16 protein-coding genes are annotated in these 20,543 nt (G+C 48.5%); 7 read left to right on the top strand and 9 right to left on the bottom strand.

The genetic code is table 11. The features are described 5' to 3' along the window. Nucleotides 1-206 precede the first annotated feature (206 nt). Nucleotides 207-1,133: a metallophosphoesterase gene (locus tag ACJJIO_RS20260; protein WP_444909629.1), complete on the top strand. Its 927-nt coding sequence runs from the start codon at nucleotides 207-209 to the stop codon at nucleotides 1,131-1,133. A 176-nt stretch (nucleotides 1,134-1,309) separates the two neighbouring features. Here the strand turns inward: ACJJIO_RS20260 and ACJJIO_RS20255 are convergent, their stop codons facing one another. After that, complete coding sequence (locus ACJJIO_RS20255) at nucleotides 1,310-1,903, bottom strand: FMN-dependent NADH-azoreductase (RefSeq protein ID WP_444909628.1); 594 nt, start codon at nucleotides 1,901-1,903, stop codon at nucleotides 1,310-1,312. Between the two features lie 103 nt (nucleotides 1,904-2,006). Here ACJJIO_RS20255 and ACJJIO_RS20250 point away from each other — a divergent pair, with 103 nt between their 5' ends. After that, nucleotides 2,007-2,936: a LysR family transcriptional regulator gene (locus ACJJIO_RS20250; RefSeq protein WP_444909627.1), complete on the top strand. Its 930-nt coding sequence runs from the start codon at nucleotides 2,007-2,009 to the stop codon at nucleotides 2,934-2,936. A 7-nt stretch (nucleotides 2,937-2,943) separates the two neighbouring features. Here ACJJIO_RS20250 and ACJJIO_RS20245 read toward each other — a convergent pair whose 3' ends face one another. Both ACJJIO_RS20245 and ACJJIO_RS20240 read right to left on the bottom strand, forming a co-directional pair. Then, a complete protein-coding gene (locus tag ACJJIO_RS20245; protein WP_252085888.1) occupies nucleotides 2,944-3,789 on the bottom strand; it encodes a mechanosensitive ion channel family protein in 846 nt (281 codons plus the stop codon). A gap of 232 nt (nucleotides 3,790-4,021) precedes the next feature. Then, nucleotides 4,022-4,768: a flavodoxin family protein gene (locus ACJJIO_RS20240; protein ID WP_444900792.1), complete on the bottom strand. Its 747-nt coding sequence runs from the start codon at nucleotides 4,766-4,768 to the stop codon at nucleotides 4,022-4,024. Between the two features lie 426 nt (nucleotides 4,769-5,194). Between ACJJIO_RS20240 and ACJJIO_RS20235 the strand changes: the two genes are divergently transcribed. Then, a complete protein-coding gene (locus ACJJIO_RS20235) occupies nucleotides 5,195-5,701 on the top strand; it encodes a hypothetical protein (RefSeq protein ID WP_444909626.1) in 507 nt (168 codons plus the stop codon). Nucleotides 5,702-5,803: 102 nt separating this feature from the next. Here ACJJIO_RS20235 and ACJJIO_RS20230 read toward each other — a convergent pair whose 3' ends face one another. Then, nucleotides 5,804-6,811 carry a site-specific integrase gene (locus ACJJIO_RS20230; protein WP_444909625.1) on the bottom strand — a complete coding sequence of 336 codons (1,008 nt, stop codon included), beginning with the start codon at nucleotides 6,809-6,811 and terminating at the stop codon, nucleotides 5,804-5,806. Nucleotides 6,812-7,004: 193 nt separating this feature from the next. On the opposite strand from ACJJIO_RS20230, the gene ACJJIO_RS20225 reads away from it, so the two are divergent. The 3 genes from ACJJIO_RS20225 (at nucleotide 7,005) to ACJJIO_RS20215 (ending at nucleotide 12,209) form a co-directional block, all read left to right on the top strand. After that, nucleotides 7,005-8,060, top strand: coding sequence for a DNA-binding protein (locus ACJJIO_RS20225; RefSeq protein WP_444909624.1), 1,056 nt, complete (start codon nucleotides 7,005-7,007; stop codon nucleotides 8,058-8,060). 339 nt (nucleotides 8,061-8,399) lie between these two features. Further along, the gene (locus ACJJIO_RS20220; RefSeq protein WP_444909623.1) at nucleotides 8,400-10,070 is read left to right on the top strand and encodes a BCCT family transporter; all 1,671 of its coding nucleotides are present in this window, start codon (nucleotides 8,400-8,402) and stop codon (nucleotides 10,068-10,070) included. 444 nt (nucleotides 10,071-10,514) lie between these two features. After that, nucleotides 10,515-12,209, top strand: coding sequence for a BCCT family transporter (locus ACJJIO_RS20215; RefSeq protein WP_444909622.1), 1,695 nt, complete (start codon nucleotides 10,515-10,517; stop codon nucleotides 12,207-12,209). Between the two features lie 70 nt (nucleotides 12,210-12,279). Here ACJJIO_RS20215 and ACJJIO_RS20210 read toward each other — a convergent pair whose 3' ends face one another. Continuing rightward, nucleotides 12,280-13,239 carry a M15 family metallopeptidase gene (locus tag ACJJIO_RS20210; RefSeq protein ID WP_444909621.1) on the bottom strand — a complete coding sequence of 320 codons (960 nt, stop codon included), beginning with the start codon at nucleotides 13,237-13,239 and terminating at the stop codon, nucleotides 12,280-12,282. A 245-nt stretch (nucleotides 13,240-13,484) separates the two neighbouring features. On the opposite strand from ACJJIO_RS20210, the gene ACJJIO_RS20205 reads away from it, so the two are divergent. Beyond that, nucleotides 13,485-15,158 (top strand): BCCT family transporter, encoded by a 1,674-nt coding sequence (locus tag ACJJIO_RS20205; protein ID WP_444909620.1) that lies wholly within the window; start codon nucleotides 13,485-13,487, stop codon nucleotides 15,156-15,158. A 52-nt stretch (nucleotides 15,159-15,210) separates the two neighbouring features. Here the strand turns inward: ACJJIO_RS20205 and ACJJIO_RS20200 are convergent, their stop codons facing one another. The 4 genes from ACJJIO_RS20200 to betB form a co-directional block, all read right to left on the bottom strand. Next, on the bottom strand, nucleotides 15,211-15,921 hold the full coding sequence (locus ACJJIO_RS20200) for a TorF family putative porin (protein ID WP_444884930.1): 711 nt from the start codon (nucleotides 15,919-15,921) through the stop codon (nucleotides 15,211-15,213). Nucleotides 15,922-15,984: 63 nt separating this feature from the next. Continuing rightward, nucleotides 15,985-17,202, bottom strand: coding sequence for a BCCT family transporter (locus ACJJIO_RS20195; protein WP_444886162.1), 1,218 nt, complete (start codon nucleotides 17,200-17,202; stop codon nucleotides 15,985-15,987). Nucleotides 17,203-17,325: 123 nt separating this feature from the next. Beyond that, nucleotides 17,326-18,999, bottom strand: a complete 1,674-nt coding sequence (gene betA, locus ACJJIO_RS20190; RefSeq protein WP_413665769.1) for a choline dehydrogenase — start codon at nucleotides 18,997-18,999, stop codon at nucleotides 17,326-17,328. A 12-nt stretch (nucleotides 19,000-19,011) separates the two neighbouring features. Beyond that, nucleotides 19,012-20,475, bottom strand: a complete 1,464-nt coding sequence (betB, locus tag ACJJIO_RS20185) for a betaine-aldehyde dehydrogenase (RefSeq protein WP_444909619.1) — start codon at nucleotides 20,473-20,475, stop codon at nucleotides 19,012-19,014. Nucleotides 20,476-20,543 lie beyond the last annotated feature (68 nt).

The raw sequence follows: 20,543 nt of genomic DNA, 5'->3' as shown, positions 1-20,543 counted from the left end.
TTGTATTCGCTCTTTGATAGAGCACACCTTAAATGTAAGTGAACTCAGTAATTCCCAGGTTGGCAGTAGCTTCGGCTATTTTCTTCGCCCCATGCCCAGCTTCCGAGAAATGCGTTAATTTCATAAAATGGACAAAGTAATCCTTGATACAAAAAAAGCGGGATTTTGATACTGAAGCTTTCTTGTATTTTAGAGGCAGGAGCAGGATGGAACACTGCAAATACGACATTATTGGCGATATCCATGGCCACGCCAGCGCATTGATTGAGCTGCTCGATGTACTGGGTTATCGGGAAACAAGCAGCGGTTTTGCGCACCCAGAACGCAAAGTCATCTTTCTTGGAGACTTTATCGACCGCGGTGAGCACCTGATAGAGCACCGTAAGCTCCTGAAGATAGTCATGCGTATGGTCAAAAATGGTCATGCCAAAGCGATTATGGGTAATCACGAGTTTAATGCCCTGGCTTATCATACCGAAGTCAATGGCAAGCCCCTGCGCCCACATACCGATAAAAATACAAAACAGCACCAGGCTTTTTTGAATGAGTACCCGGATAACGATCCAGAAAAATCTCAGGTATTGGATTTCTTCAGGTCATTGCCTCTGTGGCTTGATCTTGGCCCTCTGCGTGCGGTACACGCTTGCTGGGACGAAGAGAAAGTTAATTTTTTAGTATCGAGAACCGATAGCGGCAGGTTAACGTCTGAGCTTTTGCTGCAAGCTAGCTCCCCGGGCAGTGATGCCTTCAAAGCGGTGGAAACTTTGCTCAAAGGGTGTGAAATTGAACTGCCTCAAGGAGTGAGTTTTCTGGATAAGGATGGTAATCGCCGCTCTGCCGTCCGCGTTCAATGGTGGAACGCTTCTGCAAAAGCGCTGGGGGAGATAGCGTTACCGCGTGGTGTTGATATCGGTTCCGCCGCTAGCTTGCCTGTGCCTAGGGGTATTCCTTATTACCCTAAAGCAGATAAGCCCTGCTTTATCGGTCACTATTGGCTTAAAGGTGTGCCAGCACCTCTAACCGAGAAAGTTGCTTGTCTCGATTATTCCGTGGCGGGTAACGGCAAACTGGTTGCTTATCGTTTTGATGGTGAACGGGTCTTGAGTGAAGACAAGTTTGTATTTGTGAAGTAGATACCGCCCGCTTGAGTTTCCATTACAGGTTTCTTGTGGATAGCTAGCCTGCCAGTAAGGTCCATGTAAAGAATTGCTGGCATTGGCGCACAGCAAGGCCACTCCGCAGAAATTACGCTGTAAAAGCCAGGCTTGAGAATAGAGCCTGGCTTTTTTAATTCAGGAATATTCTTCGTTTAAGCAAGTTCAGCAATACGTTCATTTGCCGCAGTGGTGGCTTTCTCTTTTGCCTCTTCACCAGTGGCAAGCCCTTCGGAGTAAACAAACTCAACATCAGTGATGCCCACAAAACCGAGGAACTGCCGCAAAAATGTGCTCTGTGCATGGTTGTCACCGTAGTAGCCCCCCCGAGCAACAAAGATGATCGCTTTTTTATTTTTCAGTAACCCTTCTGGCCCATTTGCCGTGTAGCGGAAGGTGATGCCGGCTCGGGCGATATGGTCAAAATAGGTGTGCAGGGTAGAGGGGATTGTAAAGTTGTACATAGGTACGCCGAGGACCAAGGCATCTGCTGAAGAGATCTCTTCGATCAGTTTGTCTGAAAAATCGACAATCGCCTGCTGATCTGGAGTGCGCTGATCAGCCGGGGTATTGAAGGCCTGCAAGCGATCCAAGGATAAATGCGGTACCGGATCTGCTGCCAGATCACGCTGAACAACTTCGCCCTCCGGATTATTCGCCTTCCAGCGCTCAATATACTTTGCCGCCAACTGGGAGGTCTGGCCACCGGCTTGAAACATGCTGGATTGGATATTGAGCAACTTTGTCATGACGGGTTCCTTATGAATCATTTAACTTGAGCACTATTGAAGCATTGATTAATTAGATTAAAAATATGAAAATCTTGCTCAAATCCATCTAAAAATTCGATATATGACTGATCAGTTAGCGAACCCGGCTTTAAGCCCAAAGATCACCCTGGAGCAATGGCGTTGTTTAGTTGCGGTTGTTGAAGGGGGAGGGTATGTACAGGCGTCGGAACTCCTACACAAGAGTCAGTCTTCCGTGAGCTATGCGGTACAAAAGCTAGAATCCATCCTCGATGTAAAGGCATTTACAATCACTGGTCGCAAAGCGGCACTTACGGCTGCTGGGCAAATGTTATATCGCCATGCCAAACAATTACTGGAAGATGCTTCGGCAATGGAAATGGCTGCCCGGCGTGCTTCTGTGGGTTGGGGGTCGCTGGTGTCAATTTCTGTGGAAGTGCTGTTTCCAACTTGGCTATTGCTAGATTGCCTGGAGGTATTTGGCCAAGAGAGCCCACATACCCGTGTAGAGGTTTACGAAGTGGTGATTAGCGGTGCCCTCGATGCCCTTACCGAGGGAAAGGTGGACTTTGCGATTGATCCGAGAATTCCTCCCGGTTTCAATGGCGAGTTACTGCCAGCACCAGCACGCATTATCCCAGTGGCCCACCCCAGTCACCCATTACATCAACGGGAACGCGAACTAACCCTGAAGGATCTGCGCAGTCATCGGCACCTGATCGTTAGAGATTCAAACCCCCAAAGCGATAGTGAAACCCTAACAGTTGAAGTTGCCAAGCGATGGACGCTGAGCAATATGGCAACGGTAATCGGGGCAACTTGCAGGGGCTATGGGTTTTCTTGGTTGCCGCAGGATAAGATTCTTGGGGAGCTGGCCAATGGAACACTCAAACCTCTCCCCTTAAAAGGAGGGCAAGAAAGGTGGCAGCCTCTGTATCTTATTTTTCCTAATCGCGATGACATATCGCCCGCAGCGCGCCGGTTGGCGGAGATAATCCGCCAACGACTTGAAAGCTTACATATTGGTACGTGATAAGGCGTTAGGCGCTGTCTTTTAGTTGCTTGGTTTTTTCAAACCAGAAAGCATAAAAATCTTCAGTTACCAGCTGCTCGATATTGGTTGCCTCTTCACGGGGACAAAATACGGTCGCGGTGATGACATCATGGCCAAGATCATTAGTGGTCACACTTACTTTTGCGTCAGGGCCAGAGAGCTCCACACCCATCCGATTCTCAATTAGCTTGCAGTAGCGCTCGGCAACTTCCCGAAAAGATTCGCAGTGCTCTTTCAGTCGTTCGGCAATAAACTTCTTGGCTTCAAAGGGGTTAATCTCACTGCGCTCACGGGTTATCGAGAAAGTGTGCTCGATATAACGGCGCATAAAATTCAGGTTCTTTACCGGCTGAGTAAAAAAAGCATTATTGGGAATATAGAGAGTGGTTCCGGTATAACCATTGCCGAGGCCATGGGGATCAATCTCCAAAAGCGTGGTGCTTAACCAGTCACTATCAGTAACCTCGCCAAATTGGTCGCCCACTTTAATCCAATCGCCAACAGTAAAGGAGCGCATATTGGCTTGGTATAGGCCACCCACCAAGCACTGCACGGCCTCACGCAGAGCGAGGACAATCGCTACAGAAAAGGCGGCAATAGAGAGGGCGAAATCTCGTAATTCTGTCACCCAAACAGCAATTACACCGATGACCAATAGCAGGTTGCCGATGTTGTGTACGGTGTTGATCCTACGACGCTTATCGGCTTTTGCCCAGTTACTGCGAGCAATGGCAAGGGTCAGTAAGCCGCGGACTAAAAGAATGACGGCAACTACACAGAGAGTAATAAAGAGTTTGCTGTGGAAAATCTGTTCCAGTAACTCGGGATTCATTCGGGGTGGTAGACCTCAGTTTTTTTGGTTGTTTCTTAGGTTGTAGCCTTATAAGCCCCTCTGTTTAGGTAGGTGCATTGAGAGCACTGGGCCAGTTGAAGGCGACATCAGTGGGCTGTAATAAGAAGGAAGGTGCGCAATGTATCTTTAGGTGGCCCATTTTGTAAATGGGCAGAGTAAATTACAGCCTTGATTGGCCATTTCACCCCATTACTGCCTGCTCCGAACGTAGTTATCGGTAATCGGGATTGGAGAAGTCGGGCTTGCAACCTGCATCCCAAGCAGAGCGCCGGTTCCCATGGGCGGGTATACCCCCCGCATCTTTTATCATTCGGGCCATATGCATTAGGTTCCAGGTCATGAAGGAGGTATTCCGGTTGGTAAAATCATTTTGTGGACCGCCAGAACCGGGGTCGAGGTAAGAGGGGCCTGGGCCGGCTTCGCCAACCCAGGCGGCATCTGCTTGTGGTGGAATGACATAACCCAAGTGTTGCAGGGAATAAAGGATATTCATTGCACAGTGTTTAGCGCCATCTTCGTTACCTGTTATCAGGCAGCCGCCGACTTTTCCATAATAGGCATACTGCCCCTGATCATTAAGGTTTGACGAGTTGGCGTAGAGACGCTCTATGGCTTGTGTGCAGATAGAGGATTTTTCACCGAGCCAGATAGGGGTTGTGATGACGAGAATATCTGCCTCGTTAACCTGGTGATAAATTTTGGGCCAGTCATCGTTCTCCCAGCCGTGCTCGGTCATATCTGGATAGACACCGAAGGCGATATCATGGTCAACGGGCCTGAGCAGGCTTACCGATATGCCATTTCTTTCCATAATCTCTCGTGAAATACGAATCAGTCCGTCGGTATGGGAGAGTTCTGGCGTTGGCTTGAGGGTACAGTTTAGGAACAGTGCTTTCAGATCTGAGAAATCCCAGTGGCTGGATTCGCACTCTTTGATTTGTTGATTGTTGAGAGGCATCTCAGAGCTCCTTTTGCATCAACTATTGAGCAAGTGTCGAGATTTGAATACAGGTATAGCAGCCAGGGAGCTATTAAAGCTGTCGGTTGGTTCCAACAACCAATGGCTAAAGGCATGAGATTAGCGCGACTGCTGTTCTCGCTGCCATAGATCCCAGTGGTGAACTTCAACGATTGATAATGAGAGCGAAATGGGTAGGGGGCTACAGGCCTGCCAGCTGAAATTTGAATTGGCGCTTCTCATCCACTAAAAGTCTGAAAATTTTAGGAGGTACCTGGGTTAATCCGCTACTTTATTTACTTAAAGTTCACAAGCGACTTACCGAGGTGCACCATGAAGGCGAATCTACCTCTGACTTATAGGTTCCTACCGGCCGTTTTCATTCTGACAGCTCTTTACTCTGCTCCATTGAGTGCAAATCCTGACATGAAAAATACTTTAGATGGCACTTGGTGTGCTGTCGATGGGGAGTCGTTTATTTTATATGAAAGCCAAAAAGACGCTTTGGATGTAGGTAAGGATATTTATTGTCGAACTTTCAAAGTCCTTAAGAAAACTAAAACCGGTGGGGGTGGCCGCTTCATTGACAGCTTCAAGAAGCCTGCTGACTTTAAGCATAAATTGGGCGGTCACGAAGAGACAAAAAATGGAGCGACTACCAATAAGGATGTCGGCATCTTTGTCTTTTCGAACTCCGGTGATACCACCCGTATAGTGACTGTCGACGTTTCAGATGAAAGCGTGGGCGACTTTACTCTCGACAGTAGCGGAATAATGCAGGGGTTTACCGAGGAGGTGACTTCTGATGCTCAAGTTCACGAAGCGCATGTGGGAATTTTGACTTTCAAGAGGGCTCCAGGCCCTATACCAGCAGCAGCAAAATTTGATCAGGAGTGGGAGTCCGTCTTCCAGGCGACACATAAGAAGCAATAGGTGTTGGCCCTCCCAGCAAAGGGAATTAGCCGCGTCTTTCGAAAAGGAGCGAAAGACGCAAAGAATCACCAAGCAACAATCTAGCAAGGAGAGGGTTGCGGCTTAGAGAAGCTCTGCCATTTTCTTTATTAGGATGGCCGAGGCGTTCTCACTAAACTGCTGCCCCTCCTCAATATACTCCCACACGGTGGCGTCGCTCTTCCAGCCACCTTGCTTCTTGATAAGCTCAAAGCCAATCTTTTCACGAGCCGCAGAGGTCGATAAGCCACGGCGAAAGCTGTGGCTGCTCAACTCGTCAACAAAATCGAATCCGCAGGAGGCGCCCAAGTTTTTTAGTAAGTCATTAATTGTTGCTGGGTTTAGCTGCCTGCTTTGCACCGTATCCCACCGGTTCACCGCTCGAAATACGGGCCCACTTTCAATGGCGCTGACCTTGAGCCAGGTTTTCAGAGCTCTTGCAGGGCAAGCCTCAGGAGCACCAAAGGGCAGGGCGCGCATCATTCCTTCGCCACTTTGGTCTGTTTTTGACTTGGGAAGCTTTACGATCACGCCTTCCTCCTCCCATACCAGGTTTTCCACCTGAATAGCCACTAGCTCACTGCGACGAAAGGCACCAAAGAACCCTACCAGGATAAGAGCCAGATCACGTGCGCTCTTCCTCGTCTGGGGTTGAGTACGTAAATATCGGGTCATGCTAGCAATGTGCTGCAGGCTGAGCGCTTTTGATTTCTCTTTAGGTTTGCCGTGAGTGCGACGGACACCACGCATGGTTTTCTGAACCAGTGGATCTGTGACGGGGTTTAGCATTCCCTGGTATTGATGCCATTGCCCGATTGCGGTGAGGTGAAGGTCTAGAGTGCGAGGATTAAGCTCCTCAGCGCGGCCGAGGATATAGCGCACCAGAGTGCCGCCATCTGTGGGTAGCCGCCCTCCCCATTTTTCAAACTGGCGAATTGCCGAGCGATAAGCCCTGCGGGTGTTATCGGATGTGGCGGCACTCAGGTATTTCTGAATGTCCTCATCGGTCAACAATTCACCAGTGCCCCCAAGTGTACTGGGAGTGTTCTTTTCGAGGTGCTTTTTGGCGGCAAGAGATTTGTGATGTTTCATGATGCTCGAACTGCTGGGAAGCCTCCTGTTTGTACTGGAGGTACGTTATTACGGGAATCTTACAGAAAGATAACCTGCGATAATAGTCATTATCGCAGGTTATACAGCGGCATTTTTCAGGTATGAAAAAATACAAAATAATGTAATATTACGTATTATGTAATTTGTAACGAAATAATCTAAGGTGAAGCTTATGGCACGCACTGGGGTCACGTATCTGGATATTGTTCAGGCCGCCAAGGCCATCAAGGCTCGTGGAGAAGAGCCCACCGTTGATCGAGTGAGGGCTCAGTTGGGAACCGGCAGCAAAAGCACTATTGCCCCTCTGCTTAAAAGGTGGCGCAGTGAATTTGCGAGCAATACGGATAGTAGTGGGCTCCCGCGAGACCTGGTGGATGCACTGAAAGGCCTACACCAAAGGATCCAGGAAGCGGCAAGCAAGCAGGTAGAGGAGCTTCAGCAGGAGTTCCTCGTGCAGGAAAAAGAGATCACTTCACAGTTAGAGGAGTTGCGAGTCACTAGTAACCAGCAGGCCGCCAGTATTCGTGATCTTGAGCACAGGCTTTCGTCGACCGAGGCGGAAAAGCGTAGATTCAAGCAGTCCTTACAAGAGACCCAGACTGCCCTGGAAAAAAGTGAGTACCAGAAGCAGGAAGCTTTGCAGCGTATTGCGGAGCAAAAAGTGATGATTGAGGAAATAAAGCAGGAAAATAGGGATGTCCGCGAACACTTTGAGCACTTTCAACAGCGTACTGCCAATGACCGGCAATATGAGAGAGACCAGTATCGCTCAGCTGCGGAGCAACTGAAGGGGCAGATCGCAGTACTTACTGAACAGCTGACCCTCTCAGAGCGTAGATTCAACGAGCAGGAGTTGCTTTACAAGCAGGGACAGGCGCTGATTGCTGAAATCAATCGAGAGAAGCAGCAGCTTAGCGAACAGGTTGGGGTGGCTAGTACAGAGGCTGCAAACCTAAGGGAGCAGGCAGAAGAGCAGGCGTGTGAGCTGAAAGACAGGCAGACAGAGGTGGCTAGCTTGCGCGAGCAAATCTCTAAGCTGCAACGTGAAGGTTCTTCGGCTCAGAAGGAAGTGCAACTACAACAGAGTGCCCTCAACAGATTAGAGTTGGAGCTTACCACTACAAAAGATCGCCTCGAACAACTCGCCGATGAGAACCGCACCCTGATTCAGGAGAAAGCGGTGATTCAGGGGCAGTTTTCTCAGCTGGAGAACTCTCTAAAACCCTAGACAAGTCTTGGGCTGGCTATACTTCTAGATGAAGCTCTAATTGAGCGATTCAGGGCAAAAAGCCTCGCTTTTACTAAATTTCCAGCCCTTACTTTGAATCTGTTAGACCGCAAATAGCTGTTTGCGGCAGTATGTCCAGGCAGTCTCGCCCCAAGCTGCCTCTAAAATGAACTTATCGCCTTGGCTGACTAATTCGTAGGCAGCTAAACTTGCTAGCAAGCCACTCAGTTTGCCTCTACCCCAAACAAAAGGATTTAGCCCCACATTTTAACTCCAGGCTGACAAGCACGTTTCTTTTAATTGGCCTGATCAGTTCTTTGAGTATCCTGGAGAGAAGTATTGGCAGGAAACTTTCAGCGGATCATCGATAAGCCAACTTTCTTTGGGGCGCTTGGCTTGCTTCTCATGGTTACCCTTCCGCTCATTATTTATCCAAAACTGGGTGCGAAGTGGATTCTGAATGCGAAGAACTTTGTAACGGATGACTTGGGTGTTTTTTATCTGTTGCTGGGAGTTGGTGCATTACTGTTTATGACCTACATCATTTTTAGTGATATCGGTCAAATCAAACTTGGAAAACCTGAAGAAGAGCCAGAATTTAGCACCTTGTCCTGGGCCTCCATGCTTTTTTGTACAGGCATTGGGGCATCTATTTTGTACTGGTCAATGGTGGAGTGGATCTATTATTACCAAACGCCGCCATTTGAGTTAAAAGGGCTTACTCCGGAGGCTGCCCGCTGGGCAATCGCTTTTGGTATATTCCATTGGGGTCCTATTGCCTGGTCGATTTACCTGATTCCGGCTCTACCAATTGCTTATTTTTATTATGTAAGGCACCGCAATGTCTTAAAAGTAAGTGAGGCGCTTATGCCTGTTTTAGGTGAGCAGCGGGCAAAAGGGTCTATTGGCAAGTTGATAGATGTTTGTTTTGTTTTTGGTATGTTAGGTGGTGGGGCAACGACATTAGGAATTGCTGCGCCCTTGATTTCTGAGGGTGCACACGAACTATTGGGTGCGCCTACAGGACTGACTACACAAATTTTTATTCTGATGCTCTGCACTGCAATATTTGGCTGCAGTGTGTATGCCGGGCTTAAAAGGGGAATTAAGACTTTATCAAACCTGAATATGTGGCTTGCGATGTTTTTATTGGCTTTCATCCTTATTGCTGGCCCTACTTTATTTATGCTTAATGCGGGATTGGATTCTTTGGGGAAAATGCTTAACAGTATTCTTCATATGGCCACATGGACAGAGCCCTTTGGTCGATTCAGAGAATTCCCTCAAACCTATGTCTCTCAAGACTGGACCATCTTTTATTGGGCCTGGTGGTTAGTGTTCGCCCCAAGTGTTGGATTGTTTATTGCTCGCATATCACGGGGGAGAACCATAAAAGCTATGGTTGTTGGTGCAATATTTTATGGCACCCTGGGCTGCTTCTTATTTTTCCTAACCCTGGGAAACTATGGGGTTTACCTGCAGTTCTCAGGTGAACTGAATGTAGTACAGCTTCTCAACCAACAGGGGGGTACTGCAACTATATTCGCCATCTTGCAAACACTCCCTATGAGTAATTTGGTCATTATTGTTTTTACTTTACTCGCGATAATTTTCACAGCCACTACATTTGATTCTATATCCTATATACTCGCTGCCGTTGTTCAAAAGGAAGTGAATGATGAGCCTGCTCGCTGGAATCGCTTGTTTTGGGCATTTGCATTATCAGTGATGCCTATTACGCTTCTCTTTTTGGGTGGGCTGGAGGCCCTACAAACAGCAAGTATTGTCGGTGGTGTTCCGTTGCTACTTGTTGCAATAATGCTTTGCGTATCGATTGTAAAGGCAGCTCATTACGATTTACGTCACCAGCCGAGCTACGAGGAAAAGGAAATCTATATCAAACACCCGCCAGAAGATACCCCCTGGAGTGAAGAGGGTGATTGGGGGACGGCTTGTAGCTCTGTAAAGAAAGATGGCAGTAAGGAAGCTTCCAGAAAAAAGGATCTTTAAAGGCTTATATACCCTCAGTCTTAGGGGACAATTCAGTGAGAAGGGTATATGAGCTCACTATAAAATACCTATGAGTGCGCATATAGGCTTTACACTTAAATTCCAGAGTCTGCATACATTCTGATCCATTTGGGAATGATGCGTAGTCAGGATGTACTCATAAAGAGGTTATAAAAGCTGTAGGCTACAGAGATTAGTGTCTTATATCTTATCTTTTAGCCCTTGTTTGATGGCCAGATTGTTTTGCTTTTGAACACTAAAAACAGCCTGTTATTGAAATTAATAGCCTTCCTGTTAAAATTGCAGACGAAATAATAATCATATCTAACCAATCATATTCCGTCTCTATAAAAGTTATTCCACTCTACCATCTGTCTTCATTTCCCTTCGGAGATCGAACCCACTTTTATTTTGTCGGCTTTGTACACTGCTCGGAGAAGTGCATTGACTAAGAGTTTTAGAGAAATTATCGACAAGCCAACATTCTTCGGATCACTTGCACTACTTTTGCTAGTTACAGTTCCACTGATTGTTTTCCCTGAAGTCGGATCAGTATGGGTTAAAGTCGCAAAGGATTTTGTTACCGACCAGCTCGGAGTCTTTTATCTATTACTGGGGGTAGGGGCCATCCTCTTTATGGTTTATATCGTATTTAGCGATATAGGCCAGATAAAGCTCGGCAATTCGGAAGAAGATCCGGAGTTTTCTACAGTGTCCTGGGCATCCATGTTGTTTTGCTCTGGTATTGGAGCTTCAATCCTCTACTGGTCGATGGTGGAATGGATTTACTACTATCAAACTCCACCCTTCCAAATTGAGGGTGGAACACCTGAGGCTGCGCGCTGGGCCGTTGCCTATGGCATTTTTCACTGGGGGCCATTAGCTTGGGCGATTTACCTGATTCCCGCTCTGCCGATTGCTTATTTTTACTATGTCAGAAATCACAGTGTACTGAAGATTAGTGAAGCACTAATGCCCGTGCTAGGTGAAGAACGCGCGAAGGGGGGTATTGGCAAGTTAATTGATGTGCTATTTATCTTTGGCATGCTGGGAGGAGGAGCCACTACATTGGGGATTGCCGCTCCACTGATTACTGAAGGCGCACATGAGCTACTGGGAGTACCAAGAGACTTGGGTACACAGGTTATTGTGCTTATGATCTGTACACTTATTTTTGGTTACAGTGCTTTTGTGGGCCTAAAGAACGGTATTCGAGCCCTCTCCAACATTAATATGTGGCTTTCAGTATTATTGCTGGTATTCGTGTTTCTTGTTGGTCCCACCCTGTTTATGTTGAATACTGGCCTGGATGCTTTGGGCAGGGTGCTTGACAACATCTTCCATATGGCTTCCTGGACTGAACCTTTCGCACAATTTGAACAGTTTCCTGATACTCATTTTCCTCAAGATTGGACCATATTCTACTGGGCATGGTGGCTGGTTTTCGCACCAAGCGTAGGCTTGTTCATTGCCAGAATATCCCGAGGCCGCACCATAAAGGCAATGGTAGTCGGCTCGATTTTCTTTGGCACTCTCGGCTGTTTCTTGTTCTTTATGGTTCTGGGGAACTATGGAGTCTACTTACAGTTTTCAGGTGAATTGGATGTGGTGCAGGTATTGAACCAGCAGGGAGCAACTGCAGCAATATTTGCCGTTTTACAGACTCTGCCAGCGAGTCAGTTCGTAATATTGGTTTATACCATTCTTGCACTGATCTTCACGGCCACTACCTTTGATTCTATTTCCTATATTCTTGCTGCAGTAGTACAGAAAGAAGTAGATGAGGAGCCAGTGCGCTGGAATCGGGTCTTTTGGGCATTTGCCCTGTCCATTATGCCCGTAACACTGATGTTTCTTGGTGGGCTGGATACCTTGCAAACAGCCAGTGTTATTGGAGGTGTCCCACTTCTGATTGTTGCGCTTCTGTTATGCATCTCAATCGTTAAAGCGGCTCACTATGATTTACGCTACCAACCCAGTTACGAGGAAAAAGAAATTTACATTGAAGACTTCCCTAAGGATGACCCCTGGAGTAAAGATGGGGATTGGGAGTTGCCGGCTTCTTCCCCCCACGGGGTATCTCATGACGACAAACCACATATCGAAGGGGACCCAGGTAGTCATCCGTCTCGTTTATAAACGATAACAAACGGCTGAAACCTATAAGAGGTTATGATTAGGGGGTATAGACAGCGGGAGTAGAAGGGCACTATATATTACTGGTGCCCTTTACTTTATCCTGGCGCGGCTCAAAAGCTGCACTTACCTTGTCTACACAATACTTTCTAAGAAAGTTAACATCGCTAATACTTTTCCCATGCTCAAAGCACTGCCTCAATTGACTCGTATAATTTTCAAACAGTAGCCTTGCCTGCTCAATAGGTAGAGCTACTAGATGTTCGATAAACTGGCGAGATCCCACCTGGAAGTGCATGTAATCAATAGGCACATCCCAATCTCCGCCCCAAACGGCAAAACCATACATGGCAAATAGAGAGGTTACATCTTCAGACATCCCGGCACGCACTGGTTTTCCTGCTCGATACTTTGCTCGATTTAAGTAACCTTCCTTCGTGTTTTTTGGTATCAAGATTGGTTTAGAGGATTTATCAATATAAAGATAAGGGTTCTGCATTGGATTAATATCAATCGCAACCCCATAAGCATGTTCAGACCATTTGCTGCCATCGGTAATGGGTCGAGAATCAAATGCCAGAGAATTGTTCATATCCTCTGTTTTTCGCTCCTTTTTACTGAAGTATTCTATTGGGATAGCAGACTTAATAGGGAACTGCCGTTGATAGAGTTCTCCAAATAGAGCGAGAACATTATCGGCAACAACATCAAGAACTATAATCGCTCCTTTTTGTCTATTTGTATCGTTTTTATTTTTTAAATCATGCTCACTGTTCAGTGCGCCAGCAATATCTGAATCCTCCGGTAGAGGATAAAAATCAAAAACTACTTTTTTTAATCTTTCGCAACCAATCGGGGATTCCTTTGTTATTATTTTTCGATACATCATTAATTCGCACTCACTCTGAGATACATTAAATATGCCTGTTTCAGCCCCTGGTTGAAAATCTTGCTCCGTGATATCTTTCAAAGTGTCTTTGCCACAGGCAATTAGGCCAAAGACAATCAAAACAAAAATTATGTAGTGGGACATGTTTAACTAACCTCAGCACCAATAGCATGTCGTTTCCGACGCCCGTTCTTCACGATCATTACATGTATAAGTTCAGATATACTGGATTGTGGCTGATTTTTAAAAATATATCCGTACAGGGAGATATGTGCCGTTCTAGTGGATGATTGACGCCCAATTAGTTATTAGAAGTGTCGTTCTCATTATTGGCGTAATTTAACCACACCCAAAACCTAAGTTGTTGCTCTTCGGAATGGAGATAGTCGTTGAGTAAGGGGTCAAGAGAGCTGATTGATAAGCCCACTTTTTTGGGGGCAATCTTATTGTTACTGATAACGACAGTGCCGTTGATCTTGTTTCCAGATTTGGGCGCACTGTGGATTTTGGCGGCAAAGGAGTTTGTAACAGAACGTTTTGGTATTCTCTACCTTTTACTGGGAATAGGGTCGATTCTTTTTATGGCTTATATCGCTTTTAGTGATATAGGCCGCATCAAGCTTGGAAGCAAGAAGGAATCCCCTGAGTTCTCGACAGTTTCTTGGGTTGCCATGTTGCTAAGCTGTGGCATCGGCGCCTCCATTCTATATTGGTCAATGGTTGAATGGGTTTACTATTATCAGCAACCGCCATTTCAGGTTGAAGCAAATACACCGGAAGCGGCCCGCTGGGCAGTCGCCTATGGCATATTCCACTGGGGTCCCCTGGCTTGGTCCATCTACCTAATCCCGGCGCTGCCAATCGCTTACTTTTACTATGTGCGCAGAAGTAGGGTATTAAAGTTTAGCCAGGCTCTTGTCCCGGTGCTGGGTGAGCGCAGGGCCAAGGGTGCCACTGGAAAGCTTATTGATATCTCTTTGGTATTCGGTATGTTGGGTGGCGTCGCTACCCGGTTGGGTATAGCTGCACCCTTAATCACCCAGGGGTTTCATGAATTGTTAGGGTTACCTATTAGACTTGAGACGCAAATAGCTGTACTTATACTCTGCGCTCTATTGTTTGGTTACAGCGCTTTTGTTGGTTTAAAGCGTGGGATCAAAACCTTTTCCAACTTTACTATGTGGCTTGCCCTATTATTATTGCTCTTTGTTCTTATTGCAGGGCCAACTCTATTTATACTCAATAATGGGCTGGAGACATTAGGGCGGATGTTACACAGCTTCCTGCGAATGGCTACCTGGACTGAATCCTTCTCTTATTTTGAGCAACTTTCCTACTTTCGTTTTCCTCAACAGTGGACCGTTTTCTATTGGGCTTGGTGGTTAGTCTTCGCACCAAGCGTTGGCCTTTTTATCGCCCATATCTCTCGGGGGCGGACAATAAAAGAGATGATCATTGGTTCTATATTTTTTGGGACCCTCGGTTGTTTTCTTTTCTATATGGTGCTTGGCAACTATGGGGTATACCTGCAGTTTTCTGGAAAGCTTGATCTGGTGCAGCTCCTAAACAATCAGGGAGCCAATGCCACTATTTTCGCCATACTGAAGACTTTGCCTGCAGGTCAGTGGGTTGTACTGGTGTATACATTGATTGCACTGGTTTTTACTGCTATTACCTTTGATTCCATTTCCCATATCCTCGCCTCAGTTGTACAAAAAGAGGTAGACACAGAGCCTCTTCGCTGGAACCGAATTTTTTGGGCATTTGCCTTGGCATTACTGCCGATTGCCTTAATGATACTGGGTGGATTCGAAGCGTTATTGGCAGCGAGCATTATTGCAGGCATCCCGCTATTATTAGTTGCTCTATTACTTTGTCTCTCAATCGTTAAAGTTGCACGGCATGACTTGGGCTCCCACCCAACTCTAATTGAAAAGGAAATAGTTCTTGAAAAGCTATCCGCAAAGGGGCCATGGAGCCAAGAAGAGGCGGGCGAGCAAGATGGAGCCACTTTAGGGGGTTCTGGAAACGCTAAACAGGGAAGTGCGGGGGAGAGGTCTTAGGATTTTAAGAGTGAGAATACCGGGGCACAGGCCCCGGTATAAACCTCTAGCCTTACAGGCTGAAAGTGCGAGCGACAGAGAAAACGATACGCTCGTCAGCCGTGTCCCAATCCAGATTGGTATTCTCGGCGGCAATATTGAAATCAAAACCGTTAAGAGAAGTCATGTATTCTACACGGTAGTGGTTGTAGGATTTTTTGTTATCCCAGCTCCAGTTGTCCAAGTTCGTAGAAGTAGAACGGTCCACACTGAAGCGAACGTTATGCCCCTCTGCAAACTCAAAAGTGTGAGCCAGCATCATAATGTAGTGGCTGCCGCCTCCGCCAAAGTAGTCCCAGCTGTACCAGCCATTCACTTCGGACTCACCCAGATCGGAGCTGTAACCTAACTTAGCGTAAGCCTCTGGATAATTTCCGTCATCAGAAGCCTTATCACCGTGGTAGGTGTAGTAAGCAATACCTGTATCCAGGCTCACTTTGTCGGTAAGTTGCATGAACTTACCTGCGTAGAAGTCCCACTCCAGGTTAGTGTCATCACCTTTGCCAAAGTCCACATTGGAAGCCCAGGTACCAACATACCAACCGTTATCAAAGCCGTAGTCCAGGCTAGCCTGCAGAGCTGGGTCATTCTGAGTCTGGCTAACACCGTTAAAGGTGTAGTCGGTGGTCAGGTTTACAGTAGAAGACAGCTCTGCTTGGGATTGCTGAGCAAGTACCAGCAGGGAAGCACAAGTGAGTGCAGAAAGTTTCAACGTCGATTTCATTGTTCAATAACCACTTATTTATATTTTGTAGCCCCCGCCAAACTAGGCGGGGGATTTCAACAGTTAGCTCGCCAGTTCGATCTTGTTAAAGTCGATTTTGTTTTCTTTAGGCGAGGAGTCGATAGCTGCTACCGCTCTGAAGCGCTTCACCAGGATGTAACCCAGGCAGCAGAAGAAGATGCCAATCACCAGAGCGCCGATCCACTGGATTTGCAGGAAGTCCAGCTTGAACAACAGGGTGAGCAGGCTCATTGCAGCCAGGTTCAGCACGAAGTACTTCCACTTGCCCAGGCGCGCAACGGTCATGCCCAGATTGTCGGTGTACAGGCGAATCAGGGAATCCAGCGAGTTGATCACGAAGGTAATACCCACAATCACCATAGCCAGGTTGTAGAAGCCACTGGTATCCAGGCCTTGGCTGGAGTAGTAGTAGAGCACGGTGAACCAGAGCGCGATGGGGATGGATGGGAAAATCAGCATCGCCGCCAGCACTTGGTAAGTGCGCAGGCCACCCACAAAGCGGGAGGTAAACTGGCCGATCATAATGCTCCAGGCAAACCACCAGAACAGGTAAAACTCGTGATAGTCATTTAACGGCAGCACGAACTGGTGGATGTTGCCGAAGTAACCGCCGAGCAGCGCAAAGGTGGAAGCAAAGTCTCCAACACTGCCGTTCTCACCGGTAAAGGCGCCTACCCACATTACCGCGATCAGACCAATAAACATCCAGGTGGTTGCCAGGCTGAGGAAACGCACATAGCGCAAGCTGGTAGATGAGTAGACCGCTGCGGCGATCACTGCAAAAACGATCAGGTAGAAGGTGCCCACAATGGTTTCACCATCACCAACTTGCGGCAGATACCAGGGCAGGTTGCTAAGCAGCAAGTAAGCGGTAAAGGCGCAGGTTCCGATAATCACCACATTGTTAATCAGTTTTACTGGGCCCAACTCAAAGAATTTAACTTTAGGTTCGATAATGCAGAAGTAAAAACAGGTGAGGAAGTAGAAGCCCCAGATCAGGAAGGCCCAAAAACCAAACTCAATCGCGAGTGGGTTGGTGAAACCATATTCTGGGCTATTGGCTAAGTCTGCGTAGCCACCGAACTCGGTGAGGGGGAACATGATCAGGCCTACATCGAGGCCGGAGGTGAAAAGGATCGCTATAAAAGTGAAGGTTTTGACCGGGGTTACCCCGACCATCTTCACATTTCCCCATTTAATCAGCGAGAAAATTATTGCCGTGAAGGTAAACAATAATCCCGCAGAAAGCCAAGCTGTCATGCTGAGTCTCCAGCTAGTTATTGGTATGCCGGCGCCCCCAGAGGGCATTGCTGTGCGAGATTTGAGTATCCCCGTCGCATTTGAAGGGGGCAGTCAAATCTCTGCCAGAGCGCCGACGTAAATTCAGCTCACTGAGCGCGCAGGGCGGCCAGGTCGCTGAGTGCTGGTAGCCTTGGTCGCTACCGGTGCCTCGGAGGGCGCCAATACAGGGCGCCCTAAAATCAGGTCAGCAGCCCGCTCCGCCACCATAATGGTGGGCGCATTCAGGTTGCCGTTGGGAATGGTCGGAAAGATGGAGGAATCTACAACTCTCAAGCCCTGCAATCCGTGTACACGGGTTTCCGGGTCTACCACTGCCATTGCATCAGTGCCCATCTTGCAGGAGCAGGATGGGTGGTAAGCACTCTCAACGGATTCCCGTACGAAAGCGTCAATTTGTTCATCAGTCTGGATATCGGTGCCGGGCTGGATTTCATCGCCTCGGTACTCGTCGAAAGCCGGCTGATTGATAATCTCTCGAGTCAGTCGCACACAAGCGCGGAAACCCTCAATATCCTCTTTCTCCTGCAAATAATTAAACAGGATGGAAGGGGATTGCTTGGGATCGCTGCTCACTACTTTGACCCTGCCGCGACTCTTGGGCTTGTTGTGCCCGATATGCACCTGGAAGCCGTGGCCATCGAAAGCTTCGCGGCCGTCATAGCGCATGGCTGCCGGCAGGAAGTGATATTGCAGGTCCGGCCACTCCACGTTTTCTTTGGAGCGAATAAAACCACAGGACTCGAAATGGTTGGTGGCTCCAAGACCATCCTTCTTCAGTATCCAACGAGCGCCGATCAGGAATTTATTCCAGGGGTCGAGCTTGCCATTCAGGGAAATCGGCTGGTTACAGCGGAACTGGAAATAGAATTCCAGGTGGTCCTGCAAGTTTTGGCCGACGCCGGGGAGTTCGTGTTGGAGTTCGATACCGGCTTCTGCCAGTGTGTCGGGATCTCCGATTCCGGAGAGCTGAAGAAGGTGAGGGGAGCCGATGGGACCTGCGCTGAGGATGACCTCCTGCCGCGCCTTGAATTCCAGGATCTTTCCCTTGCGTTCAAGTTTGATTCCGACTGCCCGTTTACCTTCCAGAATCACCTTATGCACAGTGGCGTGGGTCAATACCGTCAAATTGGGGCGCTGCATTGCCGGTTTCAGGTAAGCGTTGGCGGTAGACCAGCGCTTACCATCTTTTACCGTCATATGCATGGGGCCAAAGCCCTCTTGCTGCTCACCGTTGTAATCTGCGGTGTAGTCGTAGCCAGCTTCTTTACCAGCTTCGATAAAGGCTCCATAAAGGGGGTTGGCCATTTCGTTGCCGTTGTTGACCCCCAGTGGACCTTCGTCGCCACGGTAATCGTCACCGCCGAAAGCCCAGGTCTCAGAGCGTTTGAAGTAGGGCAGGCAGTGGGCGTAATCCCAGCCTTCGGCGCCGTGCTGTGCCCACTCATCAAAGTCTTTGGCGTGCCCGCGCACGTAAACCATCCCGTTAATCGAGGAAGAGCCACCGAGCACCTTGCCCCTGGGGCAATGCATGCTGCGGTTGTCCAGGTACGGCTCTGGCTCAGTCATAAACTGCCAGGCATACTTGTCTGTATTCATGGGAATAGATAGTGCGGTGGGCATCTGGATAAAGATGCTGCGATCGCTCCCCCCGGTCTCTACCAGGAGGACTTTTTTATCTTCCTGGGCAGACAGGCGGTTGGCCAGAACGCAACCGGCAGAGCCGGCGCCGACAATGATGTAGTCAAACTCACTCATACAGGGTACCGCTTAAAATGGACTTTCCAGTGGTGCCAGGCCCACATACACCGCTTTTAGCTGGGTGTAGTGGTTCAGGGTCGCAAGTCCATTTTCGCGTCCGATTCCGGATAACTTGTATCCGCCCACCGGCATTTCTGCCGGGGAAGCGCCGTAGGCATTAATCCAGCAGATACCCGCTTGCATCTGGTGGATCACACGGTGGGCGCGAGTGATATCACGGGTAAATACGCCGGCGGCGAGGCCCAAACGGGTATCGTTAGCGCGGCGGATCACCTCGTCCTCGTCATCAAAGACCAGTACCGACATTACCGGGCCGAAGATCTCTTCGCGGCAAATGGTCATATCGTCATGACAGTCGGTGAATACGGTGGGAGCAACGAAGTAACCGTTAGGTGAATTTTCTGGTGAAAGGGTGTGGCCGCCGCAGAACAGGGTCGCGCCTTCCTCTTTCCCCTTGCTGATGTAGTCCATCACCAATTGCTGGTGCTTGGCAGAAATCAGCGCGCCGAAGTTTGTATCCGGATTCATCGGATCACCGGCAATAATATTTTGCTCAACACGCTCTTTCAGACGAGCGAGGAACTGATCGTGGATACTGCGGTGTACAAATACCCGGGTTCCGTTGGTGCAGATTTCGCCCTGGGTGTAGAAGTTGCCCAGCATGGCAGCAGAAACGGCTTGCTCCAGGTCGGCATCATCAAAGATCACCAGCGGGGACTTGCCACCCAGCTCCATGGTGACTTCTTTCAGGTTGGAAGCCGCTGCGGCCATCACTTTCTTGCCGGTACCCACTTCGCCGGTAAAGGAAACCTTGGCGATATCCGGGTGATTAGTCAGCCAGGCACCCACGGCGCCATCGCCCTGGATTACGTTGAAAACACCCGGGGGCATGCCCGCTTCAATAAAGATTTCAGCCAGCTTCGAAGCACCTTTGGGGGTTTCTTCGGAAGGCTTGAAGATCATGGCGTTACCGCAGGCCAGGGCCGGGGCGGCTTTCCAGCAAGCGATTTGTAAGGGATAGTTCCAGGCACCGATTCCAGCGCAGATGCCCAGGGGCTCGCGGCGGGTGTAGTAGAAGTCCTCACCGACTTGCTGCTGATTGCCCTCAATGCCTGCGGCCAGGCCGGCAAAGAATTCTATCGAGTCGGCCCCAGTCACCACGTCGACAACACTGGCTTCCTGCCAGGGCTTGCCGGTGTCAGCAACCTCTATGGCTGCAAGCTCATCATTGCGCTCGCGCAACAGTGCTACTGCTTTCAGTAGGATGCGACTGCGTTCGACCGGCATCATCGCTGACCACTGGGCAAAACCACGCTTGGCGCTCTCGATGGTTTCTGCCAGTACCTTTTCGTCGGCAACCTCAACCTGATAGCTGACTTCGTTGGTCGCCGGGTTGAACACGTCAAAACATTCACCGCTTTCGTTTGCCAGGTAGCGGCCATCAACAAAGCTTTGTTTTTTTTCCAATGACATCTGTTTCTCCATACTGCTTTAACAGAGGGTCAGTCGGTTATTTGTTAGCGATGGGGCAGGGCGGTAAA

Source organism: Microbulbifer mixtoriginis (SeqCode), assembly GCF_052467235.1.
The sequence above is the reverse complement of the archived record's forward strand: the minus strand, read 5'-3'. Positions and strand labels throughout refer to the sequence as shown.

Excerpts from the sequence above, each read along its gene's own strand:
- ACJJIO_RS20260 (WP_444909629.1), top strand. The coding sequence starts at position 207 with ATGGAACACTGCAAATACGACATTATTGGCGATATCCATGGCCACGCC.
- ACJJIO_RS20255 (WP_444909628.1), bottom strand. The coding sequence starts at position 1,903 with ATGACAAAGTTGCTCAATATCCAATCCAGCATGTTTCAAGCCGGTGGC.
- ACJJIO_RS20250 (WP_444909627.1), top strand. The coding sequence starts at position 2,007 with ATGACTGATCAGTTAGCGAACCCGGCTTTAAGCCCAAAGATCACCCTG.
- ACJJIO_RS20245 (WP_252085888.1), bottom strand. The coding sequence starts at position 3,789 with ATGAATCCCGAGTTACTGGAACAGATTTTCCACAGCAAACTCTTTATT.
- ACJJIO_RS20240 (WP_444900792.1), bottom strand. The coding sequence starts at position 4,768 with ATGCCTCTCAACAATCAACAAATCAAAGAGTGCGAATCCAGCCACTGG.
- ACJJIO_RS20235 (WP_444909626.1), top strand. The coding sequence starts at position 5,195 with ATGAAAAATACTTTAGATGGCACTTGGTGTGCTGTCGATGGGGAGTCG.
- ACJJIO_RS20230 (WP_444909625.1), bottom strand. The coding sequence starts at position 6,811 with ATGAAACATCACAAATCTCTTGCCGCCAAAAAGCACCTCGAAAAGAAC.
- ACJJIO_RS20225 (WP_444909624.1), top strand. The coding sequence starts at position 7,005 with ATGGCACGCACTGGGGTCACGTATCTGGATATTGTTCAGGCCGCCAAG.
- ACJJIO_RS20210 (WP_444909621.1), bottom strand. The coding sequence starts at position 13,239 with ATGTCCCACTACATAATTTTTGTTTTGATTGTCTTTGGCCTAATTGCC.
- ACJJIO_RS20200 (WP_444884930.1), bottom strand. The coding sequence starts at position 15,921 with ATGAAATCGACGTTGAAACTTTCTGCACTCACTTGTGCTTCCCTGCTG.
- ACJJIO_RS20195 (WP_444886162.1), bottom strand. The coding sequence starts at position 17,202 with ATGACAGCTTGGCTTTCTGCGGGATTATTGTTTACCTTCACGGCAATA.
- betA (WP_413665769.1), bottom strand. The coding sequence starts at position 18,999 with ATGAGTGAGTTTGACTACATCATTGTCGGCGCCGGCTCTGCCGGTTGC.
- betB (WP_444909619.1), bottom strand. The coding sequence starts at position 20,475 with ATGTCATTGGAAAAAAAACAAAGCTTTGTTGATGGCCGCTACCTGGCA.